Source organism: Caminibacter pacificus (assembly GCF_003752135.1).
Taxonomy (GTDB): Bacteria; Campylobacterota; Campylobacteria; order Campylobacterales; family Nautiliaceae; genus Caminibacter; species Caminibacter pacificus.
On record NZ_RJVK01000002.1, the window covers coordinates 284,272 to 301,800 of the forward strand.

The following is a 17,529-nucleotide window of genomic DNA, read 5'->3' on the forward strand; positions in this document are numbered from 1 at the left end:
TAATGTTAATAAAAGGTGCCAAATGAATAGATTCAACAAAGACGCTATCACTTGGGACGACTTACCAAGAAGAGTAGAACTTGCAAAAAAAGTAGTACAAAACGTCAAACCTTTTGTCAAAAACAAAAAAGTACTCGAATTCGGTTGCGGTACGGGACTTGTAGGTATCAACATAGCCGATGTTACGAAAGAACTGATAGGAATAGATACTTCTGAGAAAATGGTAGAAAAATTTAACGAAAAAGCAAAAAAATTAAACTTAAACGCAAAAGCTTTTGTTAAAAATATTTTTGAAGAAAATGATAAATATGACGCAATAGTAAGCTCTATGACGATTCATCATATAAAGGATATAAAAAAACTAAGCAAAAAATTATATGAATTAACAAATATCGTTTTTATTGCGGATTTAGTAAAAGAAGACGGAACGTTTCACACAAGAGGAAACGAAGACGTTGAACATTTCGGTTTTTCTATAGATGAGCTAAAGGACTATTTTAGCGAATGGAAAATGGATTATAAAATAATCCATACAATAAAAAAACACAAAGATTTCGACGTATTTTTAATCACTCTTCAAAAAAAGTAACCTTATTTCTTCTATTCTTGGAAATATAAAGGGCATTGTCGGCTAAATTAAAACTTTTTTGCAAATCACCCTCATAATTTGCAAGACCGATAGATACGGAAACTTTAATCCCCTTATACGGTGATAATTCGAGCCTTTTATAAAACTCTTCAACCCATTTATCCAAATCGTCTTTTTTTGCGTTGATAAACAATACTACAAATTCATCTCCGCCAAATCTCCCAATAATATCATCTTTTCTAAGAGAATTTTTTAATATTTTCACAAAATGCCTTAAATATTCATCCCCGAATTCATGCCCGTAAGTATCGTTTATTTTTTTAAAATAATCCAAATCAAAAACTCCTAAAACTCCTTTTTTATCCAAAATTTCCTGCATAAATCCTCTTCTGTTTAAAACATTAGTCAAATAATCGGTTTTCGCCTGTACGTCCAGTTTTTTTTGTTCTTCTAAAACTTTTTTTTCGTATGTTTGCATTTGAGTAATAAAAAACCAGCTGATAGAGGCTACCATTAAATCCGAAATAACATAAGCGACATAATCTTGAAAAGTTATCGGAAAAAATCCTTTTTCGTAAGCTACATACATTAAAACGATAGAATAAATCGCTACTGCAGTTCCTATTTTTTTATCCGCATATAAATATATGAAAGGCAAACTGGCAATAAACCAAAAACTCCGGTATATAACATGATTGTTAAAAAAGAAAATAAGTGTTATCATAAAAATAATACTAAAGGTAAGTATATAAGCAAAAGTTTTATATGTAATTTTTTTCAATTTATAAGAAAAATAAAACAGTAAATCCGTAATAACAAATATTAATTCCACTTTCAAAAGAGGCTTATATATTAAAAAAATTCCGAAATAAGCACCGATAAAATAAAAAATACTAATACACAAAAAAAGAAAAAAAGATATATGAATAGTCTCTTCTCTAAATTTTTCTAATGAAAACATTCTCTTTCTTTATAAATACTCAAGCCAAGTCGGTAAAAACTTTTGTGCCTTTTTAATCGTTGTAGCCGGTCCGTGTCCCGGTAATACTCTTTTATCATAAGGAATTTTTAAAAATTTTTCAATAGATTTTTTCATATCTTCGGCACTCGAATACGGAAAATCGACTCTTCCTATGCTTCCGTCGAAAATAAAATCCCCGCTAAACATTTCATCACCTGTTTCGATAGTGATACTACCGGGAGTATGCCCCGGAAAATGTCTTATTTTAATATCGTAATCCCCTATTTTAATATCACCTTCTTCCAAAAGATAATCGGGCTTGACTTTCGGAGGATTATACCCGAAAGGGTCGTTTTCAAGCATAAAAGCGTCATTTTTATGGATATAAACAGGAATATCGTACATCTCTTTTATCGTTTTATCATCCCACATATGATCGAAATGTCCGTGAGTGTTGATAATAGCCAAAGGCTTATCGACATGCTCCCTTACAAATTCATAAGCTCCAATACCCGGGTCGATAATGATTTTTCTATCTACGATATAACAATTGGTATAAAATTCCCCGCAAGGCTTTACTAAAATTTCCATTTTACTCCTTTTAAACCATTATCGGCACAAGCTAAAGCTTCTTTATGCCACAGCTTTAGAAATAGCTCTTTTTTCTCTTATAACGTTTACTTTTATCTCACCCGGGAAGGTCACTTCTTCTTCAATTCTTTTTGCTATTTCACGACTCAAAAGCACCGCTTCGTCATCGCTTATCAAATCGGCTTCCACAATCACTCTAAGCTCTCTTCCGGCATTAAGCGCATACGCTTTTATCACACCCTCAAAACTCGTAGCAATCTCTTCAAGCTGTTTTACGCGCTTCAAAAACGCTTCCAATACTTCTCTTCTGGCCCCAGGTCTTGCCGCTGATAGTGCATCGGCAGTACATACCGCGGCAGCTTCTATGCTTGTAGGTTCTTCGTGTCCGTGGTGAGCTTTTATTGCGTTTAGTACGGCTTCTGGCTCTCCGTAACGCTTACATATGTCATAACCCAAGCTGACGTGGTCTCCTCCGAAATCGTGAGTTAAAGCTTTTCCGATATCATGCAAGATTCCGGCTCTTTTGGCAAGCAGCTCGTCTCCTCCCATTTCAGCAGCCATAATACCGGCAAGATGAGCGACTTCCAAAGAATGCCCAAGCGCATTTTGTCCGTAACTCGCACGGTATCTGAGTCTTCCTATGAGTTTTACAATCTCAGGATGAATTCCCGCACCGCTTAAGCCCAAATCAATCAAAATCTCTTCACCCTCTTTTGCTATTTTTTCTTCATACTCTTCTTCCACTTTTTTATACACTTCTTCAATTCTCGCCGGATGTATTCTTCCGTCTTCAATCAATCTTTTTATAGTCTCAACGGCAATTTGACGTCTGTAAATATTAAAACTACTAACAGTAATTATTCCGGGAGTCTCGTCAATTATGATATCGCACCCCGTAACCATCTCTAAAGTTTTTATGTTTTTACCCTCTTTTCCGATAATTCTACCTTTCATTTCGTCATCGCCGATAGCCACTACGTTTATCAATCTCTCGCCAGCAAAATCCCCGGCATACCTCGTAGTAGCTTGAGCTATGATAAAGTTGGCTTTTCTTTGCGCTTCGTTTTCGGCTTCTTTTAGCATTTTTCTCGTTAAATGAGCGATTTCTTCTCTTAAAGACTCTTCGGTTTTTTTCAAAATCACCTCTCTTGCCTCTTCTTTCGTAAGCCCTGCGGCATTTTCAAGGATTTTTTGAACTTCATCAAGTTTTTGATTATAGAGCTCTTTTTGTTTTTGTAGTAAAATCTCCTCTTTTTGAAGAGCTTTTTCTTTTTGAGCGATTTCCTCTTTTTTCTCCATTTGAGCTTGAATTAATTTTTCGATTTCGTCTTCTTTTTTCAAAATTTCGTTAAGCTTCGCTTCATACTCTTTTTGAAGTTCTATTTTTTGAAGTTCATAAGAGTTTTTTGCTTCAAGCTCGAGCTCTTTTGCTTTGCTTTTAGCATTTTCCAAAAGCTTATCAGCTTCATACTCTATCGCTTTCGCTTTCGCTTTTGCTTGTTCTACGTATAAATCGTATTTTGCTTTATCCATCTTTTTGGCGATAAAAAACGCCCCGAGAGCGGATAAAGAAGAAACGAGAATAACCCATATTACCGTCATTTTTTCTCCTTATGTTAAAACTTATATATTCATCCGCAGTAATATCGTGCGAATCGGTCACCTTGTGAAAAGAGACACAAGGTCTTAATTGTAAAAAAATTATTTTAGGTTTATAAGGCAGTCTTGCAAAAAACCTATCGTACATACCCTTACCAAAACCGACTCTTTTAAAATCACTATCTATCCCGACGACCGGGACAATCGCCAAGTCGATTTTTTCAAGAGCAGCGTTTTTGTTATGAGGTTCCAAGATTGAGAATTTTTTTTTCTTTAAAGGCAAAGAGTATTTTACCATTTTAAAGCTGTCACCTTCAACTAAAGGTACGAAAATGTTCTTTTTCTCTCTTCTTAATCTCTTAAGGACAAAATAAATGTCCGCTTCATTTTTTAACGGTATAAATAAAAGAATATTTTTATAAGGCTTAGCCGCTTTATATAAAATATCGCCTATTTTTTTAGAATATAAATAGCGATTGTGTTTTGACATATCAAAGCAGACTTTTCTAAACTCGGCCTTTTGGTTTTTCATTTATGTCGCCTTTTGATAAAATTTCACTAAAGGAGTATAATGAAGTATATTTTACCAATTATTTTACTGATACTTTTAACCGGATGTAACAAAAAAGAATCAAACCAAAAAAATAACGAAAACAATCAGTCAAAAATAATACGAACCAAATCCATAATAACAAAAAATAACGAAAAACCCAAAGAAAATCCTATAGTCGTAATTAAATTAAAAGATTTGAATTTGACGTTTAATAACGGAAAATTGGTTTATCCTAATAAAAAAACAGTCATTTTATTCGATGACGGCACTCCGTATTGCACGGAGCAAAAAGACGTATTAAAAAGACTGAAAGTCAAATATATCACGACCGACAACAAATATTTGGAAAATTATTTTAATATCAAACTATATCCGACAATAGTAATTTTAGACAAAAACAAAACTATTAAATACGAAAATTTTACACCGTACGAATTTTTGAAGGAGGCATTTTAATGTTCGGTTTTATTAAAAAAGGACTACAAAAAACAAAAGAGGCTATCCAAACGGTAGTCGGAAGCGAAAAAAAAGAGAAAATTTCAAAAGAACTTTTGGAAGAAGCTCTTCTTGAAGCCGACCTCGATTACGATTTGGTAGAAAAAATCTTAGACAGACTACCTGAGGAAGTCAGCAAAGATAAACTTAAAAAAGAGCTTTTATGGGTATTTGACGTGCCTCCTAACGATATAAAATTCGACGACAAACCTTACGTAATGCTTATTATCGGTGTCAACGGAGCCGGAAAGACTACAACAATCGCAAAATTAGCACATAAATATAAAAGCGAAGGCAAAAGCGTAATATTAGGCGCGGCAGATACGTTTAGAGCCGCGGCAATCGAGCAACTTAGCAAATGGGCCGAAATTTTAGACGTACCTATTATAAAAACAAAACACGGACACGACCCGGCAGCCGTAGCATACGATACTATCTCAAGCGCAAAAGCAAAAGGAATCGACGTAGCTCTTATAGATACCGCCGGAAGGCTTCATAACAAAGTAAATTTACAAAACGAACTTAAAAAAATAGTAAACGTATCAAAAAAAGCTTACGAAAACGCTCCTCACAAAAAAATCCTTATAATAGACGGTACTCAAGGTAGCAGCGCTATTAATCAGGCAAAAGTGTTTAAAGAACTTATCGGTGCGGACGGAGTGATAATCACAAAACTCGACGGAACAGCAAAAGGCGGTAGCGTATTTACTATCGCAAACGATTTGGCTCTTCCTATTTATTATGTAGGAGTGGGAGAAAAACCCGAAGATTTAGTAAAATTCGACAAAGAAGAGTTTGTCGAGGGAATTTTGGAGAGTATTTACGGTGGCTAAGCAAAAAACCGTTTTCGAATGTATCGAGTGCGGATACAAAAGCGCCAAATGGATGGGAAAATGCCCCGCCTGCGGCGCTTGGGACAGCTTTGTCGAAGTTAGCGAATCAAAAACTTCAAAAACCGCAAAAACACCTTCTAAAATCTTAAAATTCGAAGAAATAGAAAAAGACGAAATCGAAAGATTCAGCTCCGGAGATAGCGAGCTTGATTTGGTCTTAGGCGGAGGAATAGTACCCGGAAGTTTGGTATTAATAGGCGGAAGCCCCGGTGTTGGAAAATCGACTCTTATGCTAAAACTCGCAGGAAACATTGACAAAAAAACCCTTTATGTAGCGGGAGAAGAGTCCCCAGGACAAATAAAAATAAGAGCCGAAAGACTTGGAATAAAAAATAAAGACCTCTATTTGATGCCTGAAATTGTAGTTGAAAATATAATAGAAGAGATAAAAAAAGGTTACGAACTTGTCATAATAGATTCAATCCAAACAATCTACTCCCAAAATCTCCAATCGGCTCCCGGAAGCGTATCGCAAGTGAGAGAAGCTACTTTCGAGCTTATGAGAGCGGCAAAAGAAACGAAAACGCCTATTTTTATCATCGGTCATATCACAAAAGAAGGCTCGATAGCAGGTCCGAGAGTACTTGAGCATATGGTCGATACGGTCTTATATTTCGAAGGAGACGCAAGTAAAGAGCTTAGAATACTTAGAAGTTTCAAAAACAGATTCGGCTCAACAAGCGAAATAGGAATTTTCGAAATGACTAAAGAAGGTCTTAAAAGCGCCAAAAATAAAAGCTTCTTTAGCAAAAAAGCGCTTCCTGGAAGTGCGATTACGGTCATTTTAGAAGGAACAAGACCTATCGTCCTTGAAGTCCAAGCACTTGTGAGTGAGAGTTATTCTATTCCAAAAAGAAGCGCAACGGGATTTGATTTGGCAAGACTTAATATGATTTTAGCTTTGCTCGAAAAAAAACTAAATCTTCCTTTTAATCAATACGATGTATTTATAAACGTAACGGGAGGTATCAAAATAAACGAACCGGCCGCGGATTTGGCTATTATCGCAGCGATAGTGAGCTCTTTTAGAAACAGACCAATAAGCAAAGAGACCGTATTTTTAGGAGAAGTCAGCCTTGTAGGAGACATAAGAGAAGTCCCGGGGCTTGATTTGAGATTAAAAGAAGCGGCGAGCTTGGGCTTTAAAAAAGCCATAACTCCGACAAAACCACTTGAAAACCACCTAAAAACCTACGTAGTCACAGAAGTAGAAAAACTTCTTGAATGGATGTAACCAAAGCGACGAAGACCAATACCCCACTAGTGTCATTAACACTTTGTTAACTTTCGCTTAATATAATATAAAAAATAAGGGGGATTAGGATGGTTGGGGTAATTTCAAACAGCTTGATTATCGCTTTGATTTTTAATTTAATAGCTATATTACTAGCAGCATGTGCGTGTATTAACTCCGTAATGATTCTAAATCTTCAAAACAATCCCGAATTGAAAATAGAAGGAATAGTATCGGTTACGATTATATTATTACTTTCATACGCTTCAAATTTAATAGCCGCATATAATTACAAAAAATTTTTCGCAAAACAACAAAAATATAAATATGCAAGCAATTTAATACTTGCCGGTGCATTAATGTCATTGATTCCGGTGGGAGAAGTTTTAATATTGATAGGATGGCTACTTATAGCTATTAATTTAATTATGAGTAAGTGACTTTTTGTTTGTAGTATTCCTCTAAAAGCTCATAACTCTCTTGTACTCTTCTAAATTTTTTTTCATATATTTTTCTGATAAGTTCGGGTTTGTTTCTATGCAAATCGGGATGATATTTTTTTGCAAGCCTTCTATACTCTTTTTTGATATTGTCCCATTCGTATATAGATTCGGCCCCGAAAAGCTCCAATGCATTTCTAATTTTATTAAGATACTCTTTCAAAGACCCCTCGACACTAAAGCTTCTGCTCTTTTTAAACTCTTCTTCATTAACACTAAAAATCACCTTATATCCCATAATCGTATGTTTTGAAATAAGAGCGCTTACAATTTTTTTTGTTTCTTCATTTAAAGAAACGACCATTTTATATTTATCCATATCAAGCAAATCGAAAAGAAAAAGTCCTTTGATATAGTTATAGACTTTTTCGTTAGGATTTGCATAATTTATCTCAAATTCGCCGCTTGAGAGTTTTCTGATTGTAATATACAAAGCTTCTTCATCAAATGTCACTTCGTGTTTTTTAATCTTTACGATTACGTCTTTTTTGAAGTTTAAAATCATCTTTTTATATGTAGCTTCGTCTTTTTTGTGTTTTTTATAAAGATTCGCAAGAGTCTGTACTAAAAGTCGATGATTTTTAACGTTTTCCTTGTCATAAAAAATCTTATAAGTATCCCCTTTTATCTCCAAATCGTTAAAAGAGAGTCTGATAAACTGAATAAAACCTTTTATCTTAAAACGACTATCAAGAACAACTTCGATATTATCATCCACTTTTACTTCAAGAATCTTTTCCATTCTTCCTCATTATTATCATTGTAGCTATAGGGAAAATAAGTTTTTGTTTTTTTATTATTTCATAGTCTTTAAAATTTTCCAAAATCTCCTCTTCTTTTAAAGAATCTATACTCTTCCCAAGCAATTTATATTCCTCTTTCATCCCCACCAAAAATCCGGCGATTATCGGAACCACATTATTCATATACCACAAAATCGGCTTAGCTATCAAAGAATCGCTCTTTACCATCTCCACTATCGCAAAATATCCGCCATCTTTTAGCTGCGAATCGAGATTTTTTATTCCTTTTTTCAAATCGTCAAAATTCCTAAGAGCCATAAATGCGGTTATCAAATCTGCTTTTTCCTCGAGCTTAACGTTTTCGGCGGTATCTTGAATAATAATAATCTCTTTTTTACCTTTTTTCATCTTTATATGAGGTCTCTCTTGAAACACAACTTCGAAGTTTTCTTTTTTATAACCCTCTTTTTCAAATTTTTCGACTATTACTTTTACCATTTCGCTGCTTGGCTCAACCAAATATATTTTATCAAAATCCAAAACCCTTGCCATCTCACCCGTGGCACTCGCTACATCCAAAAGCACCCCGTTTTTTATATGCTTTTTGATTTCTCTTTTAAACATCCATCTCCAAAGCTCCTCAATCCCGAAACTTACTATCTTAGTAGCAAGATCATATTTTTTTGCGAGTTTATCGTATATCTTTATGTCCATCCAATACCTTTAAATATTTACTTTCCAATATCCTCTTGTGCCTCCAACTCTTTCAATTACTCCAAGTTTTTTTAACTTTTCCAAATGTTTTTTAACTGCCGAATCCGCAATATCCAAAATTTCAGCCATTTTTCTATAACTAATTTTTGGATTTTGTTTAATTAAATCGATTATATCCTTTTGTCTATCACTTAAATAGATTTGACCACCTATTGAGCCACCTATTGAGCTACTCTTATAAAACACCCTTTTTCGCTCATTCCTCTTTTTTTGATGTAATAAGGCTTTTCACTTCCACTTGCAATATTTATTTTTATAACTTTCTCACCCTTAAACTCCTCAACTACTATATCAAAAAGACCAAGGATTGAGGGAGAGATATTATGTTTTAATCTATCTTTTATTTTTAACTGAATCTCATCAATATTATTTAATTTATAAGCTTTTTCCTCATCTCTCCCGATATAAATCACTCCTCCTTCACTATTTAAAAAAGCAACAACCTCTTTTTCCAATTCATCTGTAAGTTTTGATTTAAATTCAATCCTACTGTTTTCAGTCATTACTTCTCCCAAACACAATCAAATCGTCTCTTCTTTCTACATGCAATATTTCAAACTCATCTTCACTTTTATAATTTATTCTATCAAAGATTTTGGGAGTTACGATAAAAACTTTCCAATCTACAAAGTTTTTAAGCTTCTTATAAAGCCTTTCACCACCCTCAATCATTATAAACTTATAATCGTTTATTTTTTCAAGGTTATCTTCAATAAAAACTCGTCTTTTAGGGATGCTAAAAAGAGGTATGGTTTTATCAAAGTTTTTCTCTTTGCTGTAGATTAAAACATCGGGAGATTTTCCGTTAACTTTTCTTGCATCAAGCGTTGGTCTATCGATTCTGACAGTATTTCCTCCGATTACCAAAAGCTCTATTTTATCTCTTATCTGATGTACCCACTTTAAAGAACTCTCACTGCTTATATATCCGCCGGTAATTGCGCCGTTGAAACTTTGAGCGAGTTTGAAAAAGATAAATTTATCATTCGTCCATTTTATAAAAGGCTCGATTAAATCGTAACATCTCTTATCATTCAACACATTTACTTCAATTCCAGCGCTTTTTAACATCTCCACCCCACCGCTGTGCTCACTAATTGGGTCAAGCCAGCCGATAGTTACACTTTTGGGTTTTAAGTGTTTCAAAAGATTCGCGCATGAAGGAGTTTTTCCTACGTGAGAGCAAGGCTCAAGAGTAACGAATACGTTTGATTCTCTAAAAAATCCGTTATGGTTTTTTATTAGAAATTCGTGTATTTCATGAGATATAGTTAGAGGAGGAGCATCAAAAAAAGCCTTGTAAGCTTCCCAAAGAGCGTTAACTTCGGCATGAGGCTCCCCGGCTTTTTTGTGAGCTGAAACGAAAAGTCGGTTTTTGACAATTACCGCCGCTCCGACAGCGGGGTTGGGATATGTCAAAAACTGATATCTCCAGGCTTCCTTAATCGCCGCATCAAGAGCAAAATTATTCATCGAACTTATATGTACTCCAATCTACGTATGTTTTTGCTTTTTTTATGTCGTTAAAATTTACTTTTTCTTTTCCTATTTCCGCAACTCCGTCGATGAAACTTTTAAGCTGTCCTTTTAGTTTTTTACCTTCGTTTGTGGTAACTTTTACGTTTTCTCCGATACTTTTTTCAAAATGCTCGGGTTTTGTGAGTTTTCTCTCAACGCCCGGGCTTGAAACTTCAAGAAAATATTTCCCTTCCACCGGGTCTTCAACGTCGAAAATCGGAGAAATAAGGTTGTTAATAGCGGTACAATCGTTTAGATTCACACCGCCAGGTTTCGTTATATATACTCTAAAATATTTATGATCCCCCTCCATTGTCTCTTCGATATCGTAAAGTTCGCACCCGTTATCTTCTACGATATTTTTTATTACGTTTTTTAACTCTTCTCTTGTCATTTTATCTCCTTTAAATATTTTGCGACGGCATCTTCGTCATTGGTATGAGGAAGTACGATATCGGCTCTTTTTTTAACTTCTTCCAAAGCGTTTTTGACGGCTACGGATGTCCCTGCCCATTCGAACATTCCGATATCGTTTATGTTATCCCCAAAAACCGTCACTTTTTCTTTATCTATATCCATTATTTCCTCAAGGTATTTTAGCCCGTGCGCCTTATCGGCTTCTTTGTGAAGAACTGTCAAAAACCAATAAGGCCCGTATGCATCTTCCGTGAGTTTGGTTTCAACGTCAAAATGATTTTTTATAAACTTTTCAATTTCTTCCAAAAACTCTTTTTGTCCTAAATAGACCATTTTAAGATTGTGTTTTAAAGCTCTGAAATTATCGATATTTAATACTCTGCTGTCATTTTTATAATTTTCAAGCAGATGTTTTTGATAAGGATTTAGTTTTTTAGGATACAAAAACTTCTCATCCCCTATTTCGTCAAATCCGACTATTAACGGGTAATCTTTAAAATTTTTATAAACTTCTTCAATAATACTATCACCCGTATTTTTATCTAAAGAGGTGATTTTTAAAATCTCTCCATCAGGCTTTGCAATCATGGCCCCGTCAAGCAAAATCATTGGAAAATCAAGCTTCAAGCCTTTTAATAATCCGATAGAACCCTTATAACTCCTGGCAGTCGCCACGGAGAGTGGATATTTAAACTCATTCCAAACCCGACGGCTAAAATCGCTAATACTCAAATCGCTTTTCAAAAACGTCTTATCAAGGTCTGTAATAAAAATCATTTTTTCTTAATCTTATCGAAAAGCTCTTCCATTTTGTTTTCATGTTCAAGCATATCGTCGAACGTAAATGTCAAATTCGGTACTTTATACCACCCGGTCGCTTTAAGCGCTTGGGATTGAATATAACCTCTTGCCTGTTTTAATTTTTTTAGAGCCGTTTTTTGTTCGCTATCATTAAGATAGCTTTTTTCAAGATATACTTTCGCATCGCTTCCGTCGCGACTACAAACGACGTCAACAACGCTTAGTCCTCTGATTCTTCCGTCTCCCATTTGAGATAAAACTTCAGGAATTATCTCTTTTAGCAAAGACTCTTTTCTTTGGACTTTAATACTTTTACCCATTTAGGTCCTTTTTTATTAAGATTATATCAAATTTTTAAGGAAAGTTTAAGGAAAGAAAAAAGAAGGGTTATTCGAATTTGGCTTTTTCTTCGATTTTTTGATAAGTCTCTAAAATATCTCCGACTTTAACGTCGTTGTAACCCTCTACCATAATACCGCACTCAAAACCTTTTCCGACTTCTTTAACGTCGTCTTTAAAGCGTTTGAGGCTTGCAAGTTTGCTGTCATAAATAACTACGCCGTCTCTAATAACTCTAACGAAATCGCCTCTATGAACCACTCCGTCTTGTACGTAACATCCCGCAACCGTTCCGACTTTAGGTACGTTAAATACATCCCTAACTTCAACTGTTGCCGTTACTTGTTCTTTAATTTTCGGAGTCATAAGACCTGATAATAACTCTTTAACGTCATCAATTAAATCATAAATAATCGAATATGTTCTAATTTCGATACCCTCTTGTTTCGCTTTGTTTTTAGCTTGCGTTGTCGGACGTACGTTGAATCCTAAAATAATTGCATGCGGTTCGCTCGCTTTTGCCAAAATAACGTCGTTTTCGGTAATAGCTCCGACATCGCTGTGAATGATATCCACTTTAACTTCTTCGTTTTTAAGTTTAGCAAGACTACCTTTGATAGCTTCCACACTACCTTGAGTGTCCGCTTTAACGATAACAGGTAGTTTTTTAAGGTTACCCTCAAGAATCATTTTTTGTAAATCTTCAAGAGTCGCTTTTGTTGTTTTTGATTTTTCTCTTCTTTCAAGATACTCTTTCCATTTTTCGGCAGTCTCTTTTGCTATTCTGTCACTCTCAACCGCTACCAACGTATCACCGGCAAACGGCGCTTCGTCAAATCCGGTAATCTCAGCAGGTTCGCCAGGAAGTACTTCTTTTTTCTGTTTTCCGAGGTCGTCGATAATCAATCTAACCCTACCGAACGTCTTACCGCAAACGAAGCTGTCTTGTTTTTTAAGCGTTCCGTTTTTAACTATAACGGTAGCAACAGGACCTTTTCCTTTTTCCACTCTACTTTCGATTACAACAGCTTTTGCCGGGCATTTAGGATTTGCTTTTAGCTCCATCATTTCAGCTTGAAGAAGGATAGTTTCAAGTAAATCGTCAATTCCTTCTCCCGTTTTTGCCGAAACGTTTACGAATTCATACTCTCCACCCCATTCTACAGGCATAATTCCCATTTCCGCAAGTTGAGATTTTACAAGGTCAGGATTTGCTTCAGGCAAGTCTATTTTATTTACCGCTACGATAAACGGCACTCCGGCAGCCTGTGCGTGGGCGATTGCTTCTCTTGTTTGAGGCATAACCCCGTCGTTTGCCGCAACTACGATAATCGCGATATCCGTAACCTGAGCTCCTCTCGCTCTCATTTCAGTAAATGCTTCGTGCCCCGGAGTATCGATAAACGTAATTTTTTTGCCGTCTTTTTCTACCATATATGCACCGATGTGCTGAGTAATCCCTCCGGCTTCTTTTGCTGCGATTCTACTGTTTCTGATTCTATCAAGTAAGCTTGTTTTTCCGTGGTCTACGTGTCCCATAATAGTAACGATAGGCGGTCTTTCGGTGTCGAATTCTTCTTCCGGGCATTGTTCGTCATATTTTTTAACATAATCAAACTCCGCCAACGGATCGTAAATCTCAACAGGTACGTCAAACTCCTCCGCCAACGTTTCGATATACTCTTCACCTAAAAAGTCGTTTTTATCTCTCTCTTCACCAAGCTCTCTTAGCGCTTCGATTACGTCTTCAAGAGGTTTATTAATTGCTTCTGCGAATTCATAAACCCTAACTTCTTTAGGAATTTTAATAACTTCGACCTCTTTTTCTTTTTTCTTTTTCTTTTTCTTCTTTTTAATCGCCGTTTTTGTTATACCGCCCGATTTTTTAGCAGCTTTTTGTTTTTTAAGCTGTTGTTGTTTTTTAGCCTCTTTTTGATTTTCTATTTGAGTTTTAGTTTTTGCTTTTTCTTCAAGCTTTTCTTCGTCTTTCATAGCTATATCGTTAAAATACAAATCCAAAAGCTCAACTTGATTCTCTTCGATAACGTCCATTTCAGCCAAATCTACGTTAATTTCAAGTTCTTTTTCCTCAACATGCTTTTTAGGCGCCGGTTTTTTAGTTTTTTTAGGTTTAGGTTTTTCGCTCTTTTCTTGTTTTTGTTCAGGCTGAGGCTGAGTTTTAGGTTTTTCAGCTTTTGCTTCGACTTTTTCCTCTTTTTTAGGCTCTTCTTTAGGCGCTTTAGGCGCTTTTTGTACTATTTGGATACCTTTTTGAGTCTTTTTCACAAGCTCGTTAAAACTACTTCTTCTTTTTCTTTTAGGTTTTTCTTCAGCTTTTTCCTCTTTTTTAGGCTCTTGTTTTTCAACTTTTTTCTCAGGCTGAGGCTTTGCGTGTTTGTTTTTAATATACTCTTCTATTTTCATCGCATCCATCGGAGAAATTCCGCCTCTGATAGACGCAGGGACACCGATTTCTTTTGCGATTTCGACCACTTCTTTAGATTTTAGACCAAGTTCTTTCGCAACTTCACTTACTTTTAACTTCAAGTAAACTCCTTTAATAATAATTCAATTTGTTTTTCAGCTTTTTCTTTTGAAATTTTACAAAAATATGAAACTTTTTTTGATAATTTTTTATCTTTTATACAATCTTTACACAAATAAAAGCTTCTACCGCTTCCGCTAAAGTTAATAAGTTCTCCGTTTTTACACTGAAGTCTTATTAAATCTTTTTGAGCGAATCTCTTACGACATAAAATACACATTCTAATAGGTATATGTTTTTGTTTAATTGTACACCTTTACACCGACATTGTCAAAGTATAAAATTTTAACATTAAAATCTTTAAAATTGTCTTTTAACGCACTATAAATATTATAAGCGTCGTCTTTATAGGCTAAGTTAAAAAACGTAGAGCCGCTACCGCTAAGAGTGGACATCAAAGCGCCCTCTCTTAGTGCGATTTCTCTTACTCTAAAGAGCTCTGGCATAAGTTTCATTCTGTTTTCTTGATGAATCTTATCTTCCACTATATATTTTAAAATATCGAACTTTTCACTAAAAAACGCCGCCGTTATCATAGCTGTCGATGAAATATTGGTTACGACGTCTTTTAGGGGATAGTGAGATTTTAAAGAATTTCTACTTTTTGCCGTCGATACGGGCTTATTCGGAATTACGACAATAGCCCTTAAATTCGTAGGAATAAATTTTTTTAAGAAATAGACTCTGTTTTTTTTGAGTTTTGCTACACAAAAACCTCCCAGCGTCGCAGGTGTTATATTATCCGGATGAGGCTCGTAGTTTAGTGCTAAATTTATGATTTTATCTTTTTTATAAGGTACTTGAGCCATTTCATAAGCAGCCGTAATTGCCGCAACGATTACGGCCGAGCTACTTCCAAGACCGCGAGACAGCGGAATTTTATTGTTAAACTTAAAAGAAAACTTATCTTCTTTTCCGGTTAAGTTTTTATAAATATCACTAAAAATTTCAACAAAAAAATTTCTTTTTAGGCTTCTTAAATATTCTGCGTTTTCTCCGTAAATCTCTATCGAAGTGATATTTGAAGGTTTGATTTCTATTTCGTTTCTTAAATTTAAAGCAAGTCCTAAAGTATCAAATCCTGGTCCTAAATTCGCACTTGTCGCTGGGACTGTAATAACCATCCATTTCCTTCTACACTGGGCTTAATACGTATAAAGGAGAGACGTCTTGGCTAAAATCGTTCAGATTCAACTCTTTTGGCAAATAAAACTCTCCCTCTTTTACGTTTTTAGTTATTGAAATTATATCGTCTTTTTTTACAAAACAAGAATTACCCACCGCTTTAATAGGAGCGCTATTATTAAAATAAAATCCGTCCGCAGCTAAAAGCTTGATGTTTTTTGCAATTTCAAGAGTTTTAAAAAATACGTAGCTTAGCTTAATAGACATATAACTTCCGGGACCTTTTGCGTAGATTATATGAGAAATTGTATATTTTTTTAGAAGATTATCGAAAATTTCAGGGAGAATGTCGCTTGTCATTCCCTCTTTTTCTATTTTTTCAATCAATTTTCCGTTTTCATAAACCCCAACAAGAAGAGGTTTGGAGATAGGTATGACAACTATATCAACCGAACGCTTTGACAATACTTAGCTCCTCTTCTTTTGAGAATTCCACAATTTCATACGCGTTTTCTTCGAAAACTTTTAGAGTTAATAAATGATTCAAGTGATGTCCGCTTGCAAACGCTTCGTAATTTCCTATGAAATTGTACCCAAGAAGACTCATATCACCGATAGCGTCAAGAATTTTGTGTCTTACGAATTCGTCAGGAAATCTTAAAGAATCGTTTAAGATACCTTTTTCATCAAGCACTATCGCATTCTCAAGACTTCCTCCAAGAGCAAGACCGATACTTCTTAGATATTGTACCTCTTTTAAAAACCCGAACGTTCTTGCTTTCGCAATCTCATCGATATAGTTTTTAGTCGAAAATTTAAAGTTATATTTTTGATTTCCGATTACGGGGTGGTCGAAATTTATCTCAAAATCAAACTCTATTTCGCTTGAGGGCTTCAATACCGCAAATTTATTATTATCTTCGATTTTCACTTCTTTTGTTATTCTCAAAAACTTCTTAGGCGCACTCAGTTCTTTAATTCCGGCTTCTTTTAACATCATCACGAAACTTATAGCACTCCCGTCCATAATAGGAACTTCGTCGTTATCAAGTACGATTCTTAAATTATCTATCCCGAAAGCATAAACAGCACTCATCAAATGCTCTATTGTCGAAACGACGGCACCTTCGTTTCCGAGCACCGTAGCCATTTTAGTATCCACTACGTATTCGGGCTTCAAAGGAATAGTAACTCCCTTATCCGCTCTATAAAAAACAATTCCGCTGTTTTCACTCATCGGTTCGAGTCTAAGTTTTACCGGAACACCTTTATGAAGCCCCATTCCGACAACTTCGACCGGTTTTTTTATAGTTCTTTGTCTCATTCCAAAACCTTTTTAATTTTCTCACTAATAAACGTTAGCCTATCAACTTTTCCGATATCAAGACCTTTAAAAATTATCGTCCCTTTAACGTTTTTCTTGACTATGATATATTCGCCCTCGGCTATTATCAAACCTTCGTTTTCATCATATATTTCTATATTAGCCGAAGTGACGATTTTAGCACCCGCATTGATTCTATTAAGAAACAAGGCGTTTTGAGAGAGTTCGAGCTCTTCTCCGCTTCTTATAATTTTATCATAAATTAACGTTTCGCAGTTTTTAACAACCACCTTTTCTTTTTCGATTACCATAATACTCTCTTTTGATGTTTCCTTCTTAGAAGTAAAACTTTCACCATTCACAATAAAATAACTAAGAAAATTGCGTCTTAAAAGGTCTTCTATCTCTTCGTTTTTCTCTTTTAACATAAAAATATGGTTTTTGATAAGAGGATATTTCGTTTTTATTACCGATTTTAAATTTTCAAAATCCTCTACCTCAAAAACCCTAAGCGTCTTTTGTTTCATT

The 17,529-nt window shown here is 35.0% G+C and carries 22 protein-coding genes and 1 pseudogene; 5 read left to right on the forward strand and 18 right to left on the reverse strand.

The genetic code is table 11. The annotated features are described in order from the left end of the window. Positions 1-22: 22 nt before the first annotated feature. Positions 23-589, forward strand: coding sequence for a class I SAM-dependent DNA methyltransferase (locus EDC58_RS05210; RefSeq protein ID WP_123352453.1), 567 nt, complete (start codon positions 23-25; stop codon positions 587-589). Here EDC58_RS05210 and EDC58_RS10150 read toward each other — a convergent pair. From EDC58_RS10150 to EDC58_RS05230, 4 genes are read right to left on the reverse strand one after another with little or no spacing between them, the layout of a single operon-like run. Next, the gene (locus EDC58_RS10150; protein WP_123352454.1) at positions 570-1,550 is read right to left on the reverse strand and encodes a GGDEF domain-containing protein; all 981 of its coding nucleotides are present in this window, start codon (positions 1,548-1,550) and stop codon (positions 570-572) included. The two genes, EDC58_RS05210 and EDC58_RS10150, sit on opposite strands and share 20 nt — an antisense overlap. Positions 1,551-1,559: 9 nt before the next feature. Further along, positions 1,560-2,141: an MBL fold metallo-hydrolase gene (locus EDC58_RS05220; RefSeq protein ID WP_123352455.1), complete on the reverse strand. Its 582-nt coding sequence runs from the start codon at positions 2,139-2,141 to the stop codon at positions 1,560-1,562. A 42-nt stretch (positions 2,142-2,183) separates the two neighbouring features. Continuing rightward, the gene (rny, locus tag EDC58_RS05225; RefSeq protein WP_123352456.1) at positions 2,184-3,743 is read right to left on the reverse strand and encodes a ribonuclease Y; all 1,560 of its coding nucleotides are present in this window, start codon (positions 3,741-3,743) and stop codon (positions 2,184-2,186) included. Beyond that, a complete protein-coding gene (locus tag EDC58_RS05230) occupies positions 3,667-4,272 on the reverse strand; it encodes a 5-formyltetrahydrofolate cyclo-ligase (RefSeq protein ID WP_123352457.1) in 606 nt (201 codons plus the stop codon). The genes rny and EDC58_RS05230 overlap by 77 nt, the downstream gene beginning before the upstream one ends. A gap of 39 nt (positions 4,273-4,311) precedes the next feature. Between EDC58_RS05230 and EDC58_RS05235 the strand changes: the two genes are divergently transcribed. The 4 genes from EDC58_RS05235 (at position 4,312) to EDC58_RS05250 (ending at position 7,355) form a co-directional block, all read left to right on the forward strand. Next, positions 4,312-4,749 carry a hypothetical protein gene (locus EDC58_RS05235; RefSeq protein ID WP_123352458.1) on the forward strand — a complete coding sequence of 146 codons (438 nt, stop codon included), beginning with the start codon at positions 4,312-4,314 and terminating at the stop codon, positions 4,747-4,749. Beyond that, entirely contained in the window at positions 4,749-5,621 is an 873-nt protein-coding gene (ftsY, locus tag EDC58_RS05240; protein ID WP_123352459.1) for a signal recognition particle-docking protein FtsY, read from the forward strand. The genes EDC58_RS05235 and ftsY overlap by 1 nt, the downstream gene beginning before the upstream one ends. After that, positions 5,614-6,915: a DNA repair protein RadA gene (gene radA, locus EDC58_RS05245; protein WP_123352670.1), complete on the forward strand. Its 1,302-nt coding sequence runs from the start codon at positions 5,614-5,616 to the stop codon at positions 6,913-6,915. Before ftsY ends, radA begins: the two co-directional genes overlap by 8 nt. Positions 6,916-7,004: 89 nt before the next feature. Next, the gene (locus EDC58_RS05250) at positions 7,005-7,355 is read left to right on the forward strand and encodes a hypothetical protein (protein WP_123352460.1); all 351 of its coding nucleotides are present in this window, start codon (positions 7,005-7,007) and stop codon (positions 7,353-7,355) included. Here the strand turns inward: EDC58_RS05250 and EDC58_RS05255 are convergent. The 14 genes and pseudogenes from EDC58_RS05255 to EDC58_RS05320 form a co-directional block, all read right to left on the reverse strand. Beyond that, complete coding sequence (locus EDC58_RS05255) at positions 7,342-8,157, reverse strand: DnaJ domain-containing protein (protein WP_123352461.1); 816 nt, start codon at positions 8,155-8,157, stop codon at positions 7,342-7,344. The two genes, EDC58_RS05250 and EDC58_RS05255, sit on opposite strands and share 14 nt — an antisense overlap. Continuing rightward, a complete protein-coding gene (locus EDC58_RS05260; protein ID WP_123352462.1) occupies positions 8,141-8,872 on the reverse strand; it encodes a class I SAM-dependent methyltransferase in 732 nt (243 codons plus the stop codon). The genes EDC58_RS05255 and EDC58_RS05260 overlap by 17 nt, the downstream gene beginning before the upstream one ends. A 9-nt stretch (positions 8,873-8,881) precedes the next feature. Next, entirely contained in the window at positions 8,882-9,118 is a 237-nt protein-coding gene (locus EDC58_RS05265; RefSeq protein ID WP_123352463.1) for a winged helix-turn-helix transcriptional regulator, read from the reverse strand. Then, positions 9,103-9,435, reverse strand: a pseudogene (locus tag EDC58_RS05270) (AlbA family DNA-binding domain-containing protein); the annotation flags it as partial. The pseudogene EDC58_RS05270 and the gene EDC58_RS05265, both read right to left, overlap by 16 nt. Next, positions 9,428-10,405 (reverse strand): bifunctional diaminohydroxyphosphoribosylaminopyrimidine deaminase/5-amino-6-(5-phosphoribosylamino)uracil reductase RibD, encoded by a 978-nt coding sequence (ribD, locus tag EDC58_RS05275; protein WP_180937083.1) that lies wholly within the window; start codon positions 10,403-10,405, stop codon positions 9,428-9,430. The gene ribD and the pseudogene EDC58_RS05270, both read right to left, overlap by 8 nt. After that, positions 10,398-10,844: a ribosome maturation factor RimP gene (locus tag EDC58_RS05280; RefSeq protein ID WP_123352466.1), complete on the reverse strand. Its 447-nt coding sequence runs from the start codon at positions 10,842-10,844 to the stop codon at positions 10,398-10,400. The genes ribD and EDC58_RS05280 overlap by 8 nt, the downstream gene beginning before the upstream one ends. Continuing rightward, positions 10,841-11,644, reverse strand: coding sequence for an HAD hydrolase family protein (locus EDC58_RS05285; protein WP_123352467.1), 804 nt, complete (start codon positions 11,642-11,644; stop codon positions 10,841-10,843). Before EDC58_RS05285 ends, EDC58_RS05280 begins: the two co-directional genes overlap by 4 nt. Further along, the gene (gene rbfA, locus EDC58_RS05290; protein WP_123352468.1) at positions 11,641-11,988 is read right to left on the reverse strand and encodes a 30S ribosome-binding factor RbfA; all 348 of its coding nucleotides are present in this window, start codon (positions 11,986-11,988) and stop codon (positions 11,641-11,643) included. The genes EDC58_RS05285 and rbfA overlap by 4 nt, the downstream gene beginning before the upstream one ends. Before the next feature lie 67 nt (positions 11,989-12,055). Then, positions 12,056-14,554: a translation initiation factor IF-2 gene (gene infB, locus EDC58_RS05295; RefSeq protein ID WP_123352469.1), complete on the reverse strand. Its 2,499-nt coding sequence runs from the start codon at positions 14,552-14,554 to the stop codon at positions 12,056-12,058. Further along, the gene (locus tag EDC58_RS05300; RefSeq protein ID WP_123352470.1) at positions 14,551-14,772 is read right to left on the reverse strand and encodes a DUF448 domain-containing protein; all 222 of its coding nucleotides are present in this window, start codon (positions 14,770-14,772) and stop codon (positions 14,551-14,553) included. The genes infB and EDC58_RS05300 overlap by 4 nt, the downstream gene beginning before the upstream one ends. A 22-nt stretch (positions 14,773-14,794) precedes the next feature. Next, on the reverse strand, positions 14,795-15,676 hold the full coding sequence (gene thrB, locus EDC58_RS05305; RefSeq protein WP_123352471.1) for a homoserine kinase: 882 nt from the start codon (positions 15,674-15,676) through the stop codon (positions 14,795-14,797). Between the two features lie 10 nt (positions 15,677-15,686). Continuing rightward, positions 15,687-16,142, reverse strand: coding sequence for a hypothetical protein (locus tag EDC58_RS05310; protein ID WP_123352472.1), 456 nt, complete (start codon positions 16,140-16,142; stop codon positions 15,687-15,689). Continuing rightward, the gene (lpxC, locus tag EDC58_RS05315) at positions 16,123-17,001 is read right to left on the reverse strand and encodes a UDP-3-O-acyl-N-acetylglucosamine deacetylase (protein WP_123352473.1); all 879 of its coding nucleotides are present in this window, start codon (positions 16,999-17,001) and stop codon (positions 16,123-16,125) included. Before lpxC ends, EDC58_RS05310 begins: the two co-directional genes overlap by 20 nt. Next, positions 16,998-17,528, reverse strand: coding sequence for a septum formation inhibitor (locus tag EDC58_RS05320; protein ID WP_123352474.1), 531 nt, complete (start codon positions 17,526-17,528; stop codon positions 16,998-17,000). The genes lpxC and EDC58_RS05320 overlap by 4 nt, the downstream gene beginning before the upstream one ends. Position 17,529: the final 1 nt, after the last annotated feature.

Bases quoted from the DNA above. Each gene is read 5' to 3' on its own strand.
- EDC58_RS05210 (WP_123352453.1), top strand. From the start codon at position 23: ATGAATAGATTCAACAAAGACGCTATCACTTGGGACGACTTACCAAGA.
- EDC58_RS10150 (WP_123352454.1), bottom strand. From the start codon at position 1,550: ATGTTTTCATTAGAAAAATTTAGAGAAGAGACTATTCATATATCTTTT.
- EDC58_RS05220 (WP_123352455.1), bottom strand. From the start codon at position 2,141: ATGGAAATTTTAGTAAAGCCTTGCGGGGAATTTTATACCAATTGTTAT.
- rny (WP_123352456.1), bottom strand. From the start codon at position 3,743: ATGACGGTAATATGGGTTATTCTCGTTTCTTCTTTATCCGCTCTCGGG.
- EDC58_RS05230 (WP_123352457.1), bottom strand. From the start codon at position 4,272: ATGAAAAACCAAAAGGCCGAGTTTAGAAAAGTCTGCTTTGATATGTCA.
- EDC58_RS05235 (WP_123352458.1), top strand. From the start codon at position 4,312: ATGAAGTATATTTTACCAATTATTTTACTGATACTTTTAACCGGATGT.
- ftsY (WP_123352459.1), top strand. From the start codon at position 4,749: ATGTTCGGTTTTATTAAAAAAGGACTACAAAAAACAAAAGAGGCTATC.
- EDC58_RS05250 (WP_123352460.1), top strand. From the start codon at position 7,005: ATGGTTGGGGTAATTTCAAACAGCTTGATTATCGCTTTGATTTTTAAT.
- EDC58_RS05255 (WP_123352461.1), bottom strand. From the start codon at position 8,157: ATGGAAAAGATTCTTGAAGTAAAAGTGGATGATAATATCGAAGTTGTT.
- EDC58_RS05260 (WP_123352462.1), bottom strand. From the start codon at position 8,872: ATGGACATAAAGATATACGATAAACTCGCAAAAAAATATGATCTTGCT.
- ribD (WP_180937083.1), bottom strand. From the start codon at position 10,405: ATGAATAATTTTGCTCTTGATGCGGCGATTAAGGAAGCCTGGAGATAT.
- EDC58_RS05280 (WP_123352466.1), bottom strand. From the start codon at position 10,844: ATGACAAGAGAAGAGTTAAAAAACGTAATAAAAAATATCGTAGAAGAT.
- EDC58_RS05285 (WP_123352467.1), bottom strand. From the start codon at position 11,644: ATGATTTTTATTACAGACCTTGATAAGACGTTTTTGAAAAGCGATTTG.
- rbfA (WP_123352468.1), bottom strand. From the start codon at position 11,988: ATGGGTAAAAGTATTAAAGTCCAAAGAAAAGAGTCTTTGCTAAAAGAG.
- EDC58_RS05300 (WP_123352470.1), bottom strand. From the start codon at position 14,772: ATGTGTATTTTATGTCGTAAGAGATTCGCTCAAAAAGATTTAATAAGA.
- thrB (WP_123352471.1), bottom strand. From the start codon at position 15,676: ATGGTTATTACAGTCCCAGCGACAAGTGCGAATTTAGGACCAGGATTT.
- lpxC (WP_123352473.1), bottom strand. From the start codon at position 17,001: ATGAGACAAAGAACTATAAAAAAACCGGTCGAAGTTGTCGGAATGGGG.
- EDC58_RS05320 (WP_123352474.1), bottom strand. From the start codon at position 17,528: ATGAAACAAAAGACGCTTAGGGTTTTTGAGGTAGAGGATTTTGAAAAT.